Below are 14,680 nucleotides of genomic sequence, written 5' to 3' on the forward strand. Positions count from 1 at the left end.
TCTAGTATGTCTTATCACCAAACCACTCTTACGTTACCTGCTTATGCACGCGGTCTTCACATCATTACTCCGATAGTTGAAGACGCGATTGACCAGCTGATACCTCACTCTGACAATGCAGGATTGGTACATCTGTTTTTGCAGCATACCTCTGCTAGCCTAACCATTAACGAAAATGCTGATCCAGATGTCAGGCTAGATGCCGAAGACTGGCTTAATAAAATCGCACCCGCTGATCAACCAGAGTATCGCCACACCCTAGAAGGTTCAGATGACTTGCCAGCCCATTTTAAAAGTATGCTGTTTGGCGTGAGTTTGACCATTCCACTTATTAATGGAACGCTAGGATTGGGGTCGTGGCAAGGTATTTACTTGTGTGAGCATAGATACCATCTTGAAAAATATGGTGAGCAGCGAAAGCTGGTTATTACGGTTAATATTTAACAGCACCACTGACTCTTGCATCTTACTGTGCTTAAATAAAGTACGCTTATTGGATAACTACCCTATTATGAACAACCTTACTTTAAACCCACTAAAATCCAAGTCTTACTATAAAGTAATCCCTGCTGTTTTCTTTAGTGCATTGCTACTGACTGCCTGCCAAAAAAATCCAGAATCTGAAGCCGCTAATGAAGTACAGACGGAGACAGCGGTACAAACAACGCCCGTCACGACTAATATCAACGGCATTGATGCTGATGAAAACTTAGACAGCAATACCGACAGTACCACAGCGCAACCAACCGATTCAGAGAGTGATATTAACTTGAGTGAGTTAGAGGGTGATCTTAATACTACTAATACATCAGCAAACAGTGCTGCTGTAGCACCCAATCCTGAGCAAGCCATTACGGGTGCACAAATAACGGATGTCCGTTATAAAAGTGCAGCAGGTGAAACCCTATCCGTTGTCTTTCAAACCTCGGCAGCAGGTATGCTTAATGCTATCCTCACCTTGCCCAATAAACCAAAGCTGACGCTAAGTGCACCAGAAGGCCAAGGTAATAACCCCACCTATCGCTCAAATGATGGCAGTATCGAGCTTGTCAGTCATGCTGGTGGTGGTACTATCGACCTTGTCCAAAATAACAAAATCACTAGCTTTGATGCTGTCAGTGCAGAAGCAGAAGTCATCACTGAGTAATATCTGAACCTTAACATTTATAAAAATTTGCCATAAAAAAGGCGGCATACGTTACGATTAAATAGTAACGTATGCCGCCTTTTTACTTATTCTTTTATTTTAGCCAAACCCTGTGGTTTTCCCGAATAGGCTGACCAACCAACTTATCATTGCCCATAATCCCAAACCAATCACCACAATGACGATTAATCCTAAAATATCAGGGATATGCAGGTACAGCCAAGCAACGATTGGATTACGCCAAAAAAAACCAAAACGACTTTGCTGTTGCTTATCTTCTAGCGATTGATGTAAAAATGGTCGATCCATATGCATGGTTTCAGTGATGCCATACTCATCATGTAGATGCTCATGCACGATACCCAATGTCTTACGACTCGGACGAATGAATATATCGAGCAGCGTCCCAATACCAGGCACGATACCTACTACCATATCAATAAGTGCTAGCCTAACTGCTGGCGTCATCTTATGTGCTGGCACACCCAATTGACGACCCAATATAAATGCATAGCTCGTCAGTGCCAGTCCTGCTAAATCGCCCGCCAATGGAATGGTTGAAAGCGCCGCATCCGCACCCATACCCTGTTTGGTAAACGGTATCCGTACCAACGAATCCATTGTATTGGCAAACTTTGCCAATTTACGCTCGGTCGCAATGACTTGCTCGCGTGTGAGACCATGCTCAGCCAGTCTTGCCTGATAATCGATTTCAGATATATTGGCATCAGATGATTTCTGCATTTTTAATTTTGACATTGTATCCACTTCATCCATTAAGCGTCGTCCATATACAAGCGATGGCAATAAGAGCAAAAACGTAACGTCCTACCCAAATATTAGCCAAAAATGCCTGAAAGCAAGCCAATGCATTGTAGCTAGCACAAGCACTGTTTTGCTTGGCAAACATCATAGCCACTAATGCCAAACCAAATACTGGCGTAACACCCAACGTAGTCGGCGCAAAATAATGCCACATAACCACGCCCATAATGAGCAAAAAGAGAGTTTGTAGCAGCGAGATGATAATAACGTCATAGCGGCCAAATAATATCGCCGTTGATTTTACCCCAATTTTCAAATCGTCCTCGCGGTCAGCCATTGCATACTGCGTATCGTAAGCCACCGTCCAGCACATATAGGCTAAAAACAATAACCAACACCAGATATCAGGAGCACCTTGTACGGCCACATAAGCCATCGGTATCGCCCAACCAAAAGCTGCTGCTAAAAATACTTGCGGCAAATGTGTATAACGTTTCATAAAGGGATAAATAAACGCCAATATAACGGCACCAAGCGACCAATAAAACACGGTAATAGGTAAGAAAAACAACAGGCTGGCACTTAGTAGCACCAGCACCAAAAACGCAGCGATGGCTTCTTTACCTGATAAACGCCCGTCCGCTAATGGGCGTCCTTTGGTACGGGTCACATAGCCATCTACTTTGCGATCGGCAAAGTCATTAATCGCACAACCAGCCGCCCGCATAAAGATTGCGCCTAATGCAAATATTATAAATATTTTGAGATTTGGCAGCGCTGCCGTTGCTCCTTGCTGCTGAGCTTGACCCATCGCAGCCAGCAGCACGCCCCATAATGTTGGCCATAGCAGCAATTCAATACCCACTGGCTTATCAAAACGGGTTAGTTGGATGTAGGCCTGTAATTTGTCTTTAAATGTCATGGCTTTCTATTATCATCAATATAATATGTTGTGTGCGTGTTTATAGACTTTTTGCTAAGAGCGCCTAGAATGACTGCTTAATGAACTGACTGCTGGCTACTGAACTTGTTTCCATAATCGATTGGCTTCGACCAGTGACAGCTCAGGATACTGTTTGCGTAACGCTTTAATCGCCGGAATCTTATCTTTCTTTGCTGCTTGCTGACGCAAAAATGCCAATTGCTCTTGTGGATTGCTCAGCTCTTTTAGACGCGCTTCAAGCCGAAGAATTCGGGTACGCAAAATGATATTGATCAATAATAGCACTGCACCCATGGCCCAAATAATTAGCGTTGACATTCCTTGCTCCTAAATCCATTTTTTTAAACTTAATGATTATAAACCTGCTAACTAAGGCTCGTCCTTATCACCAAATACCACATTTAAAGCATTCTAAACAAAATAACCGTCAAAACGAACTGCTTCATTATGCCAGCTTTCATTGGGTTGTTGGCTTGCTAACAATGGCGCATGCTGAGGACGTTTTACGATAACGCGCCCAGAGTGCTGCGCATGCTTACTGACAACAGTCTTTGCCGATGCTAGCAGCTGGCATTCTTCATCGAGTGTTGGAGGGCTTGCCAATTGATGCAATGCTTGCATGTGCTTACCAACTTTAGCGCCCTTACCTGTCTTACTATCTTGATAGCTATCCTCTGGAAACATAGGGTCCAGATAGACGACATCGATGACGTTACTCTCGCTAGCATCTGACTCAACGTCTAGTCCTTCAAAATAACTAAGCGCATCCGTATTTATGATATGTAAGCGTGACATCAGCTTTTGCCAATTCGGCAATGTACTCATGCGCTGCTGCTCTGCAAGTAAGAGCAATGCCATCAATGGCTGCTGCTCAAGCATGAAGATTTGGGCGCCCGTACTGCCCAATATCAAGCTATCATGCCCAAAGCCCGCCGTCGCATCAATGACGAAGCTATCCGATGTGAGCTTGGCAGCTTGTAATAGCAATTCAGACTTTCGTCCTGCACTCACCACACGACGTTGCAGTTTGTCCCACTCTGGTGCGACACTCAACCCATCACTAAGCCATGATAGTTTATTTTTATCATCCAATAACAAAATAGGTTGAATGGCTGTTTGGCTTAATTGCTGACGACGCTTTTGCGTTAACTTATCGACAGACAACTCAGCTTTTAATTCGATTGGTAATCGGTGCTGCTCTATCAATACTTGCAAGCTATCCACTTGCTCTTGCTGCGACTCACTCACATAGAGTAACTGGCATTGCATCAAGGCATTAGCCTGCTTAGAAGCGTGTTGCAAACTGCTCATAACTGCCCTCTTTTTTACTGCTTATAAGGCTATAAACCATCGTGATGGCTTAACCTGCCATTTGATAACCAAAGCCCCAAGCAGCGACCAGCACGATAACACCCGTAATGATGCGTAACCAAGCAAAGATCGTAAAGTCACGACGGCTCACCCATGCTACTAGCAGGCGAATACAGAGTAAAGCGACGATAAACGATACGATGGTGCCGATGCCCAGTACTAACCAATCTTCACTGTTGGTCAATACGTCACCATGTTTGATTAAGTCTAATAGTGCCGCGCCTACGATAACTGGAATACCTAAAAAGAATGAAAACTCTGCTGACGCTTTGCGCGAGACACCAAGCCACAGTGCACCAATAATAGTCGCACCCGAGCGTGAGGTCCCTGGTATGAGAGCTAGACATTGAAGCAGACCAATCATCAGCGCAGTTTTCATGCTGACGTCTTCTGCCTCTTCTGCAATGACCGTCTTAGGGCATTTTTCTACATAAAATATCAGCAGACCGCCGATGATAAGCATAATCGCGACAACGATTGGATTAAATAAATAAGCTTTAATCTCATCAGCGAAGGTAAAACCAACGATCATCACAGGAATGGTGGCGACAATTAGGCTAAGTCCCAGCTGTCTTGGATTGGTCATGCCCTCTGCTTTACCCGTTAGCAACCCCATAAGCGCTTGCCATAGTCTGCCCCAATAGTCATAGATAACGGCCAAGATAGCACCCAGTTGGACGACGACGACAAACAAGTCGACCTTTTCTTTGGTCCAAAATCCCATTACATCTGCTGATAAAATTAGGTAGCCAGTGCTAGAAATGGGTAAAAATTCAGTGATACCTTCAACGATACCCATGATGACAGCTTGAATTAATAAAATGATATCCACGGTGGCTTTCCTAGATACAGACCTATTGGTTAGTACAGTTTTTAGTGTGTTGTTGTATTTTACATAGTGCTAAAAATGATGGGGATTGACTACGCTTTACCTTGCTCTTTAAGGGTTTTCCAAGCTTGGTTACGTAAGTATTTTGGTAAAGCTTGTGATGCTTCGGTCCCACCTACCGCCATAAACTGGGCGATACCGAGCTGACCGATAACTACTGCATTCGGCGACACGTCTTCATGAAAAATCTGATTATCACGCAATGTTAATAGACCTGAGCCATTACCGACGATGGCTATATCGAGCGTAGTCTGACTGTCATAATCTAACAGCTGCTCGGTGCTATCGCTATCATTGGCCAAGACTGGCTGCATAATGGCTGCTTCACTATCGATTACTGCATACTGCCCAAAATATACTTGCTGCATACGGGCATCAAGCGCGCTATATACTTGCGTCAGACCATACTGCTGATACGCACTCTGAGCAATGGCTTGCAAACTTGAGACGCCCACACAGGGAATATCATGTGCCACAGACAATGCCTGTACTACAGCTGTATTGATGCGGATACCACTAAATGCACCAGGCCCTCGATTGAATATTAATGCCTGTATATCAGCAAGCTTTAATTGCGCTTCGGATAAGGCCGCATCAATCATCGGTAAAATTTGCTGAGTCTGCTGGCGCTTACCTGTTTCGGTATGACTCGATAGCACCTGACCATTCGAATCCAAAATTGCGATTGAGCACTGATCAAACACGGTATCCATTGCTAAAAACATCATAACCTCGGCTTGTACTTTTGGTGTTCTAAATTGGCTTGTCAGCTTTTAATCATTTTTTATAACGATTTATCATTTGTACATTGTAAAAATACTGACAGAATAAAACAGCGCCTATCATAGCATTTAGGGTACACGTATTTTATTAATTTCTACGTTTTTCATACTTTATCCATAAGGGCTTGACCAAATTAAAAGAAAAGAAAAAACCTCAAAACCATATCAGTTTTGAGGTTTCTATCAGAAAGTCATAGATAGTACAGTTAGCTATGGTTTAAAAACGCGTTTTAAACTTTTTTGGCACTTGATTCTGCATTTCCTGCATCTGCTTTTGCATCTCTTCGGTGCTCGGCATGTTATTTGGATCAAGGCCCATCTGCTTTGCCATTTGTTCTGGGTTCACATCTTTCGGGCTGCCTTGTTGACCGCCGCCACCGAATAGTGGGCCACCACCGCCGCCACCTGCTCCACCGCCGCCCATCAACCCTTGCATAGACTTCATCATTTTACTGATGCCTTCAGGCTTGGAGATCATTTTCATCATTTTGGCCATTTGCTTATGTTGCTTGAGCAAACGATTGACGTCTTGAATCTCGTGGCCAGAACCAGCAGCAATACGACGCTTACGACTTGGATTAATCTTATCAGGGTTTTTACGCTCAAATGGTGTCATAGAATTGATTAACGCTTCCATTTCACGCACTTTTTCTTCTGGCTTGGCATCTTCGACTGCTTTTTGCATATCAGAGCCGCCCATACCTGGCATCTTGTCTAAAAATCCTGCCATGCCGCCCATACTTTTCATTTGCTGGAACTGCGTCAAGAGATCCTCAAGGTCGAACTCGCCGCCCTTTTGCATCTTTTTCGCCATTTTTTCAGCTTTATCACGGTCGATTTTTTGCTCGACTTCTTCCACTAAACTCAGTACATCACCCATACCAAGAATACGCTGAGCAATACGCTCAGGATGGAACAGCTCTAACTCATCTAGTTTCTCACCGCGACCTAAAAACTTAATCGGCTTACCTGTGATCGCACGTACAGAAAGTGCAGCACCACCGCGTGCATCACCATCTGTTTTGGTCAGAATAACACCTGTCAACGGCAACGCATCATTAAAGGCTTTGGCGGTATTGGCAGCATCTTGACCTGTCATTGCATCAACGACAAATAGCGTCTCAGATGGATTAACCGCTGCAGTCAGCGCCTTAATCTCATCCATCATCGTGTCATCAATATGTAGACGACCAGCAGTATCGATAATCAAAATATCTTGATATTGGATTTTTGCTTCTTCGATAGCACGCAGCGCGATATCGATTGGGTTTTCGTCAGCGCTTGAATTCACAAACTTGGCATTTACCTGACCTGCTACTTGCTCAAGCTGCTTGATGGCGGCTGGACGATAGACATCAGCTGAAACCAACATGACTTTTTTCTTATGACGCTCTTGTAAAAACTTGGCCAACTTACCTGCAGTAGTGGTTTTACCCGCACCTTGCAGACCTGCAAGCAAATAAACAACAGGTGGCTTACCAGTCATCTCTAGCTGTTGATTGGCACTGCCCATCATCTCAGTCAGCTCGTCATGGACGATTTTGACAAATGCTTGTCCTGGAGCTAGCTCTTTTAGGACTTCAGCACCAAGTGCTTGCTCTTTAACACGCTTAACAAAGTCGCGAGTGACAGGTAGCGCCACATCAGCTTCCAGTAGCGCCATGCGCACTTCACGCATAGTGTCTTTGATGTTGTCTTCGGTCAGCTGTCCAGTACCCACGATATTACGCAGGCTCGACGATAAGCGTTCTGTTAAGGTATCAAACATAAATAACTCTCAGTTAAAATAATTCTCGGTTAAACCATTTGAATGGCTTATAAATAATATTCGGGTGCATTATGAGATGTTAGCCATTGGCTCACATTCTCTAAAAATGCCCTATAAAAATCGTATTATCAATACTATAGCATCAAGCAGGCGCAAAACTTATAGGGTTTTTGCAAAATCATTCGCTCCTAAATATATCATTTAGGGCTATCCGTTCTATTTAACTTACTCTGGCTAAACATTTATAAGGAATACGCAAGATGGTACTCAATTGGCTGCCATTTTATGATAAATTGGATAATTATTCTAATCATTCCAATAATACCACTTTAGCATTCACCTGAGCGGCTATTTTCACTCAGTATGAGACGAGGCTTTATGTCTGTGCACCTTGCATTCTTACTTGCTAGCCTAGCTTATATCTTAGTCAGCATTTACATCGGTTGGGCGCTGATTCGAAGTACACCTATTCGGAAAGACATCAGCTTGGGTCTATTGACGGCTGGCATGGTCGCGCACGCAGTGCTGCTCTATCCCTACGTCGTAACCCTTTATGGTCTAAATTTTAATCTGTTTAATACCATTAGCCTGATTAGTTTGTTTTTCTTGTTTTTCTACATGCTATTTAGTCTCTATCGCCCCATCATTAGCCTTGGCATCTTAGCAGCGCCAACGGCACTCATGGGCATGACCATTGGTTATGTTGGTCGTGCACCTTATCAGCCCATCACTGATATCAGCATTGGGCTTGAGGCTCATATACTGCTCTCTCTTGCCGCCTATTGTGTGCTGCTGATGGCAGCGGTGCAAGCGCTATTTTTACGCCTACAAATCCGCGAGCTAAAGCATCATACGATTCATCGGTTTTGGGTCAATAAACTCCCGTCACTACAAAGTATGGAAAGCTTATTATTCGATATGCTTTTGGTGGGCTTTGTCTTGCTCAGTATTGCGCTCGGCATTGGATTTGTCTATGTGCAAGACCTGATGGCGCAGCACATTGTCCATAAGACCGTCTTTAGCCTACTCTCATGGCTGCTATTTGGCACACTACTATTCGGTAGTTGGCGCGCAGGGTGGCGTGGTAAGCGTGCTGCCAACATTACTATTTACGCCTTTATCTTACTGGCCATTGGTTTTGTCGGTAGCAAGTTTGTTTTAGAGATGCTGCTATAAAAGATAAAGTCAGCAAAGGCATCATGGTCGACAGCAATACTTATTACTGCCGACTGCCATCGTATTAGATAAGTCTTCTATTTCTTCTATTCGCTTTGTCTTAGTTAAAAACCACGGTCTTGTTACCTGCCACAATCACACGGTTCTGCACATGCCAGTTCACAGCGCGCGCCAGTACATTACGCTCGATATCACGGCCAATAGCACGCAGTTCTGTCACACCTTGACGATGCGTCACACGATGCACATCTTGCTCTATGATAGGCCCTTGATCCAGTTCAGCAGTGACATAATGCGCCGTTGCACCGATCAGCTTCACGCCTTTATCATAGGCTTGACGATAAGGATCTGCTCCCACAAAGGCTGGTAAGAATGAATGATGAATGTTGATAACTTGCATCGGCCAACGCTTCACAAAATCAGACGATAATATCTGCATATAACGCGCCAATACGAGCAAGTCATTGCCTGCCATCAATTCATGAATCTGCTCTTCTGCTTCAGCTTTATTATTCTTAGTCACTGGTACGTGATGGAAGGTGATACCAAAGTTTTCTACCGATTGACGTAGATCAGGATGGTTGCTGACGACAGAGGTAATCTCGCAATCAAGCAGACCGCGCTGATGACGCCATAACAAATCTAATAACGCGTGATCAAACTTCGATACCAAAATACCGACCTTGGTTTTAATTGCATTATTGTGTAGTCGCCATTCCATATTGTGGCGTTTGGCGACCGTATGACCAAAACTGGCTTCAAAATTATCAATAATATCGCTCAGTCCTGCTAAGGCAAACTCTAAACGCATAAAATACTGACCGCCTTCATGGGCAGTTGAATACTGATCGAGAGTAATGATATTGGCGCCATAGCGATGTATAAACTCAGATACGGCTTGTACGATGCCTGCTTGATCTTTGCATTTAATCAGCAATGTCGCGGTATCGATAGCAACTGGAGCGGCTGTATTTATAGAAATGGTACTCGACTGTATATTCGATGATGAAACCGTTTTTGTATTATCTGACATAGTAAGCCCAATTAAAAATAAAACTCGCTACTAGGTTCAAATGCTAGTAGCACAGGAAACTGGCTATTTTAGTCTTTTTTGCGAGTCTTTGCTGACTGAGTTGATGATTTTTTATAATAACTGATACAAAATAACCTCAAGTGAAAATTAATCTTTACTATTAAACAATCAACAACATAGCCCATTCATTTCAGGGTATAATGACCACCCTTTAAACCAACAATAATCATAAAAATATTTGAGTATTCATCTCTTTTATGGTATAAATGTCGGCTTTAAAATTTTCTGAATTGGTATGCTTGTTATTTGCCTTTAGATAACAGTAATATCAACTCAACATTCATATAGTTTTGTTTGGTGCAAAGCTGCCGCTTGCTGTGTCCATGCCGCAAAAACGTGCAACTTGCCCAGACTGGTATGAGAAAAACTCATACCTCATAGATTAGGAGTTCGCCATGTCTCGAGTTTGCCAAGTGACTGGAAAGCGCCCTATGGTGGGTAATAATGTTTCGCACGCAAACAACAAAACCCGTCGTCGCTTTCTACCAAACCTTCATAACCATCGTTTTTGGGTAGAGTCTGAAAATCGTTTTGTACGTCTACGTGTGTCTACCAAAGGTATGCGCACTATTGACAAACTTGGTATCGATAAAGTGCTAGCAGATATGCGCGCACAAGGTCAAAAAGTTTAAGTTAAGACTTGCAGCTTGATATGTTGATAATTTTCAGCAGTTGGGCTGCTTTTCTGCTACATCTTATGTAGCTACTTAATATTTTAGATCCGTACCTATCGTTTGAAGACCCCTCATTTACAGGAAAGCTATCATGAGAGATAAAATTAAGTTAGTATCAACAGCTGGTACTGGGTATTACTACACCACTACTAAAAACAAGCGCACTATGCCTGGCAAAATGGAAATCAAAAAGTTTGATCCAAAAGTACGCCAGCATGTGATCTTTAAAGAAGCTAAAATCAAATAATTACCATTTTTATCAATGGTTTTATCTGAAAAAAAAGGGTTTATCAATTGATAAACCCTTTTTTTCGTTTTAATTAATTATCCATCACTAGCGACTAATCAAATCACTTATCAGCTGTAGTGCGTCGGCTCTTTATCATAGACATGTGCATGCCATTGGCTCATCTGCTTTTGCATAATGACCTGAATCGCTGCATGAATCATGTGCTGACCAATCGCTTGGGTATCACTACCAAGCAGCTCTTTGAGTTTTTCAGAAAAATCAATGGTCATCAATGGTGCTTCATCTTGTTCGGCATCACGCAATAGCAACCTACCATCATCCGCTTCTACTAGCTCAAGTGTGGTCTCTTTGGCAAATCCTGCAAATTGATCGGTACTCTCGTTATCTACTTCTATATCGTTATCGATATCGTATGGCATGAATTTGCTCCTTATTATCCCGTCCAATACTGGCAAAAAATCGCATGTAGCCACATTATTGTTTTACAGTAATACGGGTAAAACTGTCTTACTCATACAATGGACGCTTTCACCTTAGAATTCAAGGGCTGTCACATAAGTCTTCTACATAGATGAGCACTTAAATAAGATATTTCTTATAAAATCAATGCCAGTAACGCAGCTTTCCTAAGGTAAATAAGAAGGCCACAAACATGCCAAGGTAATAAACAAGCTTTAGCTCAAGCGTGCGATCTCGATATTTGAACGGTAGTGCAACGGTGGCAGTCGCGGTAGGCAGTATCAACAGCATGAGTAGCCAGTTTTCAATGACATTTAGCCAACCTTGTAAATCCGTGCCATTACGTAACGAAGCCAAGCCCAATAGCAAACACGCTATAATTAAGCTCGTAAATAAACCGTTTGGTAAATCTTTTGGGTAAATAATTCTGGCAATTCTGGCTGGCATAATTCGCATGTAAAATCCCAGTCATACTTATATAGCATGACTTCATGATTAAAAAGTGTATAGAAAACAGCTTATAAAATATGACAATGCTACCTGTATTAAGTAGCATCGTCTTTGCTGCTAAAGCCTTTAACTATAAGTACCCATCAACCATAGCATCGAAATACAAGACGTCAAATAGCCCAAACTAATAGCATTCCAGCTCTCGATATGCATACCTTTAACCTTGTTAAAAATACGTGATCCTACCCAGAACAGCAAGGGAATACCAAGTATAAATGAAGGCACGATTACGGCTGCATGGCGCAATACTTCTCCGACATCATCGCCGACCATTAGACGAAAGCCATAACCTGCTAGACTGAGAACGAGCGCAAACACCGCTAGGCCAATAGTGATACCTTTCGGTACCAAGCTGCGTTGCGGCGCTGTGCTTACTGATGATTCTGGCGACACTGACGAGTTGATTGAATTTTTTATGTCCATATTTCACCTACCTTTACGTAACTTGCTGTTAGGCATCGTTATAAGTTATACAGCATATTTTAAGACTCTTTTGCTCCAATAGCATCGGGGCATTTTCACTATCACACTATACGGCAGTGACTGGCAGTTATTGACAGCTTATTGGCAATTATTAACAGTTATTGGCCAATGCAAGCTCTACACGCATGGCGTCGATAGCAGCCTTATAGTCTTCTTGGTTAAATATCGCAGAACCTGCAACGAACATATCAGCGCCCGCCTCAGCTATCGCACGAATATTACTGGCTTTGACACCACCATCGACTTCTAATCTAATATCTCGGCCACTGGTAATAATACGCTGACGAACTTGGCGCACTTTGTCCAGAGTTCCCTCAATAAATGACTGGCCACCGTAGCCAGGATTGACACTCATCAGTAGAATTTGATCTACTTTGTCCATGACATAATCTAAATAATGCAATGGCGTTGCTGGATTCAATACCAAACCACATTCAGCACCACCATCTTTAATGAGCTGTAACGAACGGTCAATATGTCCACTGGCTTCTGGATGGAAAGTAATAATGCTCGCACCCGCTTCCAAGAACTGCTCAATCATACTATCGACAGGTGACACCATCAGGTGTACATCGATAGGTGCATCAATGCCATAATCACGCAGCGCCTTACAAATCATACTACCAAACGTCAAATTGGGTACGTAATGATTGTCCATCACATCAAAATGAATCACATCGGCACCTGACTCTAATACCTTTTCAACTTCTTCGCCTAAACGTGCAAAATCAGCTGAGAGTATCGATGGTGCAATAAGATATGGTTTAGAAGGACTAATCATAATTGAGCTACCTAATTGATGTATAAATAAAGTATTAATAAAATAGAAAGAAACTTGCAACTGGTGTGTCTATTATAGCAGGCATCAAGCGACTGATATTGAGCGCAGATGACTAGCGCTGCTTGTACTGAGTTTTACAATAAGCACGCCCAACACCAAAATCTCGTTTTGCTTGATGTTTGGTAGCGCGGTTGCTCATTCGCTGACGCCATAACCGAAAAGACGACGGCTTAAGCTCTTGGCGCATGAGTTTGATAACCCCTGCTTCATTGAGACCATAGCTGTGCTCGATAGCACCAAACGGTGTCCTGTCTTCCCATGCCATCTCTATCACTCTCGAGACTTGAGTCTCATCAAGCACTCTATCGCCCGCGTCATTGATATTTTTTGCAATAAACTCATCTGAGTTAGCCTTCGAGACTTGTTCACTATTGCTATGCTGCTTATTTTTTAGAGCAGCATCCATTTCGGCTTGCATGGTCTCAAGTGCTGACTGCGCACTTTTAGACTCTGAGTGGGTGTTACGTGTTGAATGGGCATCACGTATTGAATTCGCATCGGAATTAGATGCGGTTAAATCTTGATAACTTGCCATAGTTTTACCTTTTAAACATTAGCGCGTATTGAGCGGCTTAGTGAAAAGCGTTCAATATCAATGCCTAGCTAAGTTGTGCCGTGCGCCAATGATGTTCGATATGGTCGTTGATAACGCTCTGAATAAAATAATAACTGTGGTCGTGACCCGCCTGATAACGCAATGTTAAAGGCTGTTTGGCTTTTTCACAAGCCTGTTGTAACTTAGACGTTTGCAACTGACCTTCTGCTAAGAAGTTATCCGCAGCGCCTTGATCAACCAAAATACTTGAGTACTGCTGACCGACTTTTTCGATCATTTTTGAGGCATCTGCTTGCGACCATAGTGACTCGTCTTCACCAAAATACTCAGTGTAAGCAGCCTCACCCCATGCTGACTCACTGGCAGCGCATACTGGCGACAGTGCAGAAACACTGACAAACTTACTTGGGAATTTAAATCCTAAAAGCAGCGCACCGTGACCACCCATCGAGTGCCCTGTGATACCAATGCTATGGATTGGGAACTCTGAGCGCAGCAAGTCATATAACTCATCGACGATATAGCTTTGCATATTGAAGTTGTCTGCCCAAGGTGCTTGGGTAGCGTCGACATAATAGCTAGCCCCTTGACCCACAAAATAGCGTTCATCATTAGGCACATCATAGCCTTCACTACTGCGAGGAGAAGTATCAGGTGCGATCAATATCATGCCAAGCTCACTACACTTCTGCTGGAAATGCGCTTTGTGCGTGACATTGTCAGCATTACAAGTAAGACCTGATAAGTAGAGAATCGCTGGGCAAAGTCGGCCAGCAAGCGCTTCGTCAGGCAGATAAATGCTGAACGTCATTGGCGTTTTGGTAGACGTTGATTGATGGCTATAATAATGCTGCTCACCATCAAAACAGCGATTCACACTTTTCTTTGTCAGCGGTGAGTTGGCGGATAAACTGTGATTATAAGAATGATTCATGAGTGATGTTCCTTTTGTTCAAAGCAAAATACACAATAT

19 protein-coding genes are annotated in these 14,680 nt (G+C 43.0%); 5 read left to right on the top strand and 14 right to left on the bottom strand.

The window, feature by feature from the left end; genetic code table 11:
- The first annotated feature begins 6 nt into the window (after positions 1–6).
- A complete protein-coding gene (locus AAEY75_RS07950) occupies positions 7–444 on the top strand; it encodes a secondary thiamine-phosphate synthase enzyme YjbQ (RefSeq protein WP_201550086.1) in 438 nt (145 codons plus the stop codon).
- Between the two features lie 67 nt (positions 445–511).
- Positions 512–1,147 carry a hypothetical protein gene (locus AAEY75_RS07955; protein WP_352259314.1) on the top strand — a complete coding sequence of 212 codons (636 nt, stop codon included), beginning with the start codon at positions 512–514 and terminating at the stop codon, positions 1,145–1,147.
- Positions 1,148–1,246: 99 nt separating this feature from the next.
- On the opposite strand, the gene AAEY75_RS07960 is transcribed toward AAEY75_RS07955, so the two are convergent.
- The 7 genes from AAEY75_RS07960 to ffh form a co-directional block, all read right to left on the bottom strand.
- Positions 1,247–1,891 (bottom strand): DUF4112 domain-containing protein, encoded by a 645-nt coding sequence (locus AAEY75_RS07960; protein ID WP_502944396.1) that lies wholly within the window; start codon positions 1,889–1,891, stop codon positions 1,247–1,249.
- Positions 1,892–1,916: 25 nt separating this feature from the next.
- Entirely contained in the window at positions 1,917–2,834 is a 918-nt protein-coding gene (ubiA, locus tag AAEY75_RS07965; RefSeq protein ID WP_352259316.1) for a 4-hydroxybenzoate octaprenyltransferase, read from the bottom strand.
- Between the two features lie 96 nt (positions 2,835–2,930).
- Positions 2,931–3,173: a hypothetical protein gene (locus tag AAEY75_RS07970; protein WP_197216589.1), complete on the bottom strand. Its 243-nt coding sequence runs from the start codon at positions 3,171–3,173 to the stop codon at positions 2,931–2,933.
- A 93-nt stretch (positions 3,174–3,266) separates the two neighbouring features.
- Positions 3,267–4,166: a class I SAM-dependent methyltransferase gene (locus AAEY75_RS07975; protein WP_352259317.1), complete on the bottom strand. Its 900-nt coding sequence runs from the start codon at positions 4,164–4,166 to the stop codon at positions 3,267–3,269.
- Positions 4,167–4,215: 49 nt separating this feature from the next.
- Positions 4,216–5,058: an undecaprenyl-diphosphate phosphatase gene (locus AAEY75_RS07980; RefSeq protein ID WP_197216585.1), complete on the bottom strand. Its 843-nt coding sequence runs from the start codon at positions 5,056–5,058 to the stop codon at positions 4,216–4,218.
- A gap of 89 nt (positions 5,059–5,147) precedes the next feature.
- Positions 5,148–5,840 (bottom strand): tRNA (adenosine(37)-N6)-threonylcarbamoyltransferase complex dimerization subunit type 1 TsaB, encoded by a 693-nt coding sequence (gene tsaB / locus AAEY75_RS07985; protein ID WP_197216920.1) that lies wholly within the window; start codon positions 5,838–5,840, stop codon positions 5,148–5,150.
- 274 nt (positions 5,841–6,114) lie between these two features.
- Positions 6,115–7,665 (bottom strand): signal recognition particle protein, encoded by a 1,551-nt coding sequence (gene ffh / locus AAEY75_RS07990; RefSeq protein WP_352259318.1) that lies wholly within the window; start codon positions 7,663–7,665, stop codon positions 6,115–6,117.
- A 384-nt stretch (positions 7,666–8,049) separates the two neighbouring features.
- Here ffh and AAEY75_RS07995 point away from each other — a divergent pair, with 384 nt between their 5' ends.
- Positions 8,050–8,841 (top strand): cytochrome C assembly family protein, encoded by a 792-nt coding sequence (locus AAEY75_RS07995; RefSeq protein WP_413786940.1) that lies wholly within the window; start codon positions 8,050–8,052, stop codon positions 8,839–8,841.
- Between the two features lie 100 nt (positions 8,842–8,941).
- On the opposite strand, the gene purU is transcribed toward AAEY75_RS07995, so the two are convergent.
- Positions 8,942–9,874 (bottom strand): formyltetrahydrofolate deformylase, encoded by a 933-nt coding sequence (gene purU / locus AAEY75_RS08000; protein ID WP_227681310.1) that lies wholly within the window; start codon positions 9,872–9,874, stop codon positions 8,942–8,944.
- 455 nt (positions 9,875–10,329) lie between these two features.
- Here purU and rpmB point away from each other — a divergent pair, with 455 nt between their 5' ends.
- Together rpmB and rpmG are read left to right on the top strand one after the other, a co-directional pair.
- A complete protein-coding gene (rpmB, locus tag AAEY75_RS08005; RefSeq protein ID WP_010201401.1) occupies positions 10,330–10,566 on the top strand; it encodes a 50S ribosomal protein L28 in 237 nt (78 codons plus the stop codon).
- A 133-nt stretch (positions 10,567–10,699) separates the two neighbouring features.
- Entirely contained in the window at positions 10,700–10,855 is a 156-nt protein-coding gene (rpmG, locus tag AAEY75_RS08010; RefSeq protein WP_010201403.1) for a 50S ribosomal protein L33, read from the top strand.
- A gap of 110 nt (positions 10,856–10,965) precedes the next feature.
- Here the strand turns inward: rpmG and AAEY75_RS08015 are convergent, their stop codons facing one another.
- The 6 genes from AAEY75_RS08015 to fghA all read right to left on the bottom strand — a co-directional run bounded on the left by AAEY75_RS08015 (position 10,966) and on the right by fghA (position 14,641).
- Complete coding sequence (locus AAEY75_RS08015; RefSeq protein ID WP_110923263.1) at positions 10,966–11,277, bottom strand: hypothetical protein; 312 nt, start codon at positions 11,275–11,277, stop codon at positions 10,966–10,968.
- A gap of 184 nt (positions 11,278–11,461) precedes the next feature.
- Positions 11,462–11,773 (bottom strand): hypothetical protein, encoded by a 312-nt coding sequence (locus AAEY75_RS08020; protein ID WP_352259319.1) that lies wholly within the window; start codon positions 11,771–11,773, stop codon positions 11,462–11,464.
- Between the two features lie 120 nt (positions 11,774–11,893).
- A complete protein-coding gene (locus AAEY75_RS08025; RefSeq protein WP_197216581.1) occupies positions 11,894–12,250 on the bottom strand; it encodes a hypothetical protein in 357 nt (118 codons plus the stop codon).
- 151 nt (positions 12,251–12,401) lie between these two features.
- Entirely contained in the window at positions 12,402–13,091 is a 690-nt protein-coding gene (rpe, locus tag AAEY75_RS08030; protein ID WP_110923266.1) for a ribulose-phosphate 3-epimerase, read from the bottom strand.
- 112 nt (positions 13,092–13,203) lie between these two features.
- Positions 13,204–13,452, bottom strand: a complete 249-nt coding sequence (locus tag AAEY75_RS08035) for a TIGR03643 family protein (protein ID WP_320158630.1) — start codon at positions 13,450–13,452, stop codon at positions 13,204–13,206.
- Between the two features lie 298 nt (positions 13,453–13,750).
- The gene (gene fghA / locus AAEY75_RS08040) at positions 13,751–14,641 is read right to left on the bottom strand and encodes an S-formylglutathione hydrolase (RefSeq protein WP_197216574.1); all 891 of its coding nucleotides are present in this window, start codon (positions 14,639–14,641) and stop codon (positions 13,751–13,753) included.
- Positions 14,642–14,680 lie beyond the last annotated feature (39 nt).

The sequence above is a fragment of the Psychrobacter sp. TB55-MNA-CIBAN-0194 genome (genome assembly GCF_040309505.1).
In the GTDB taxonomy this organism is placed as follows: domain Bacteria; phylum Pseudomonadota; class Gammaproteobacteria; order Pseudomonadales; family Moraxellaceae; genus Psychrobacter; species Psychrobacter fozii.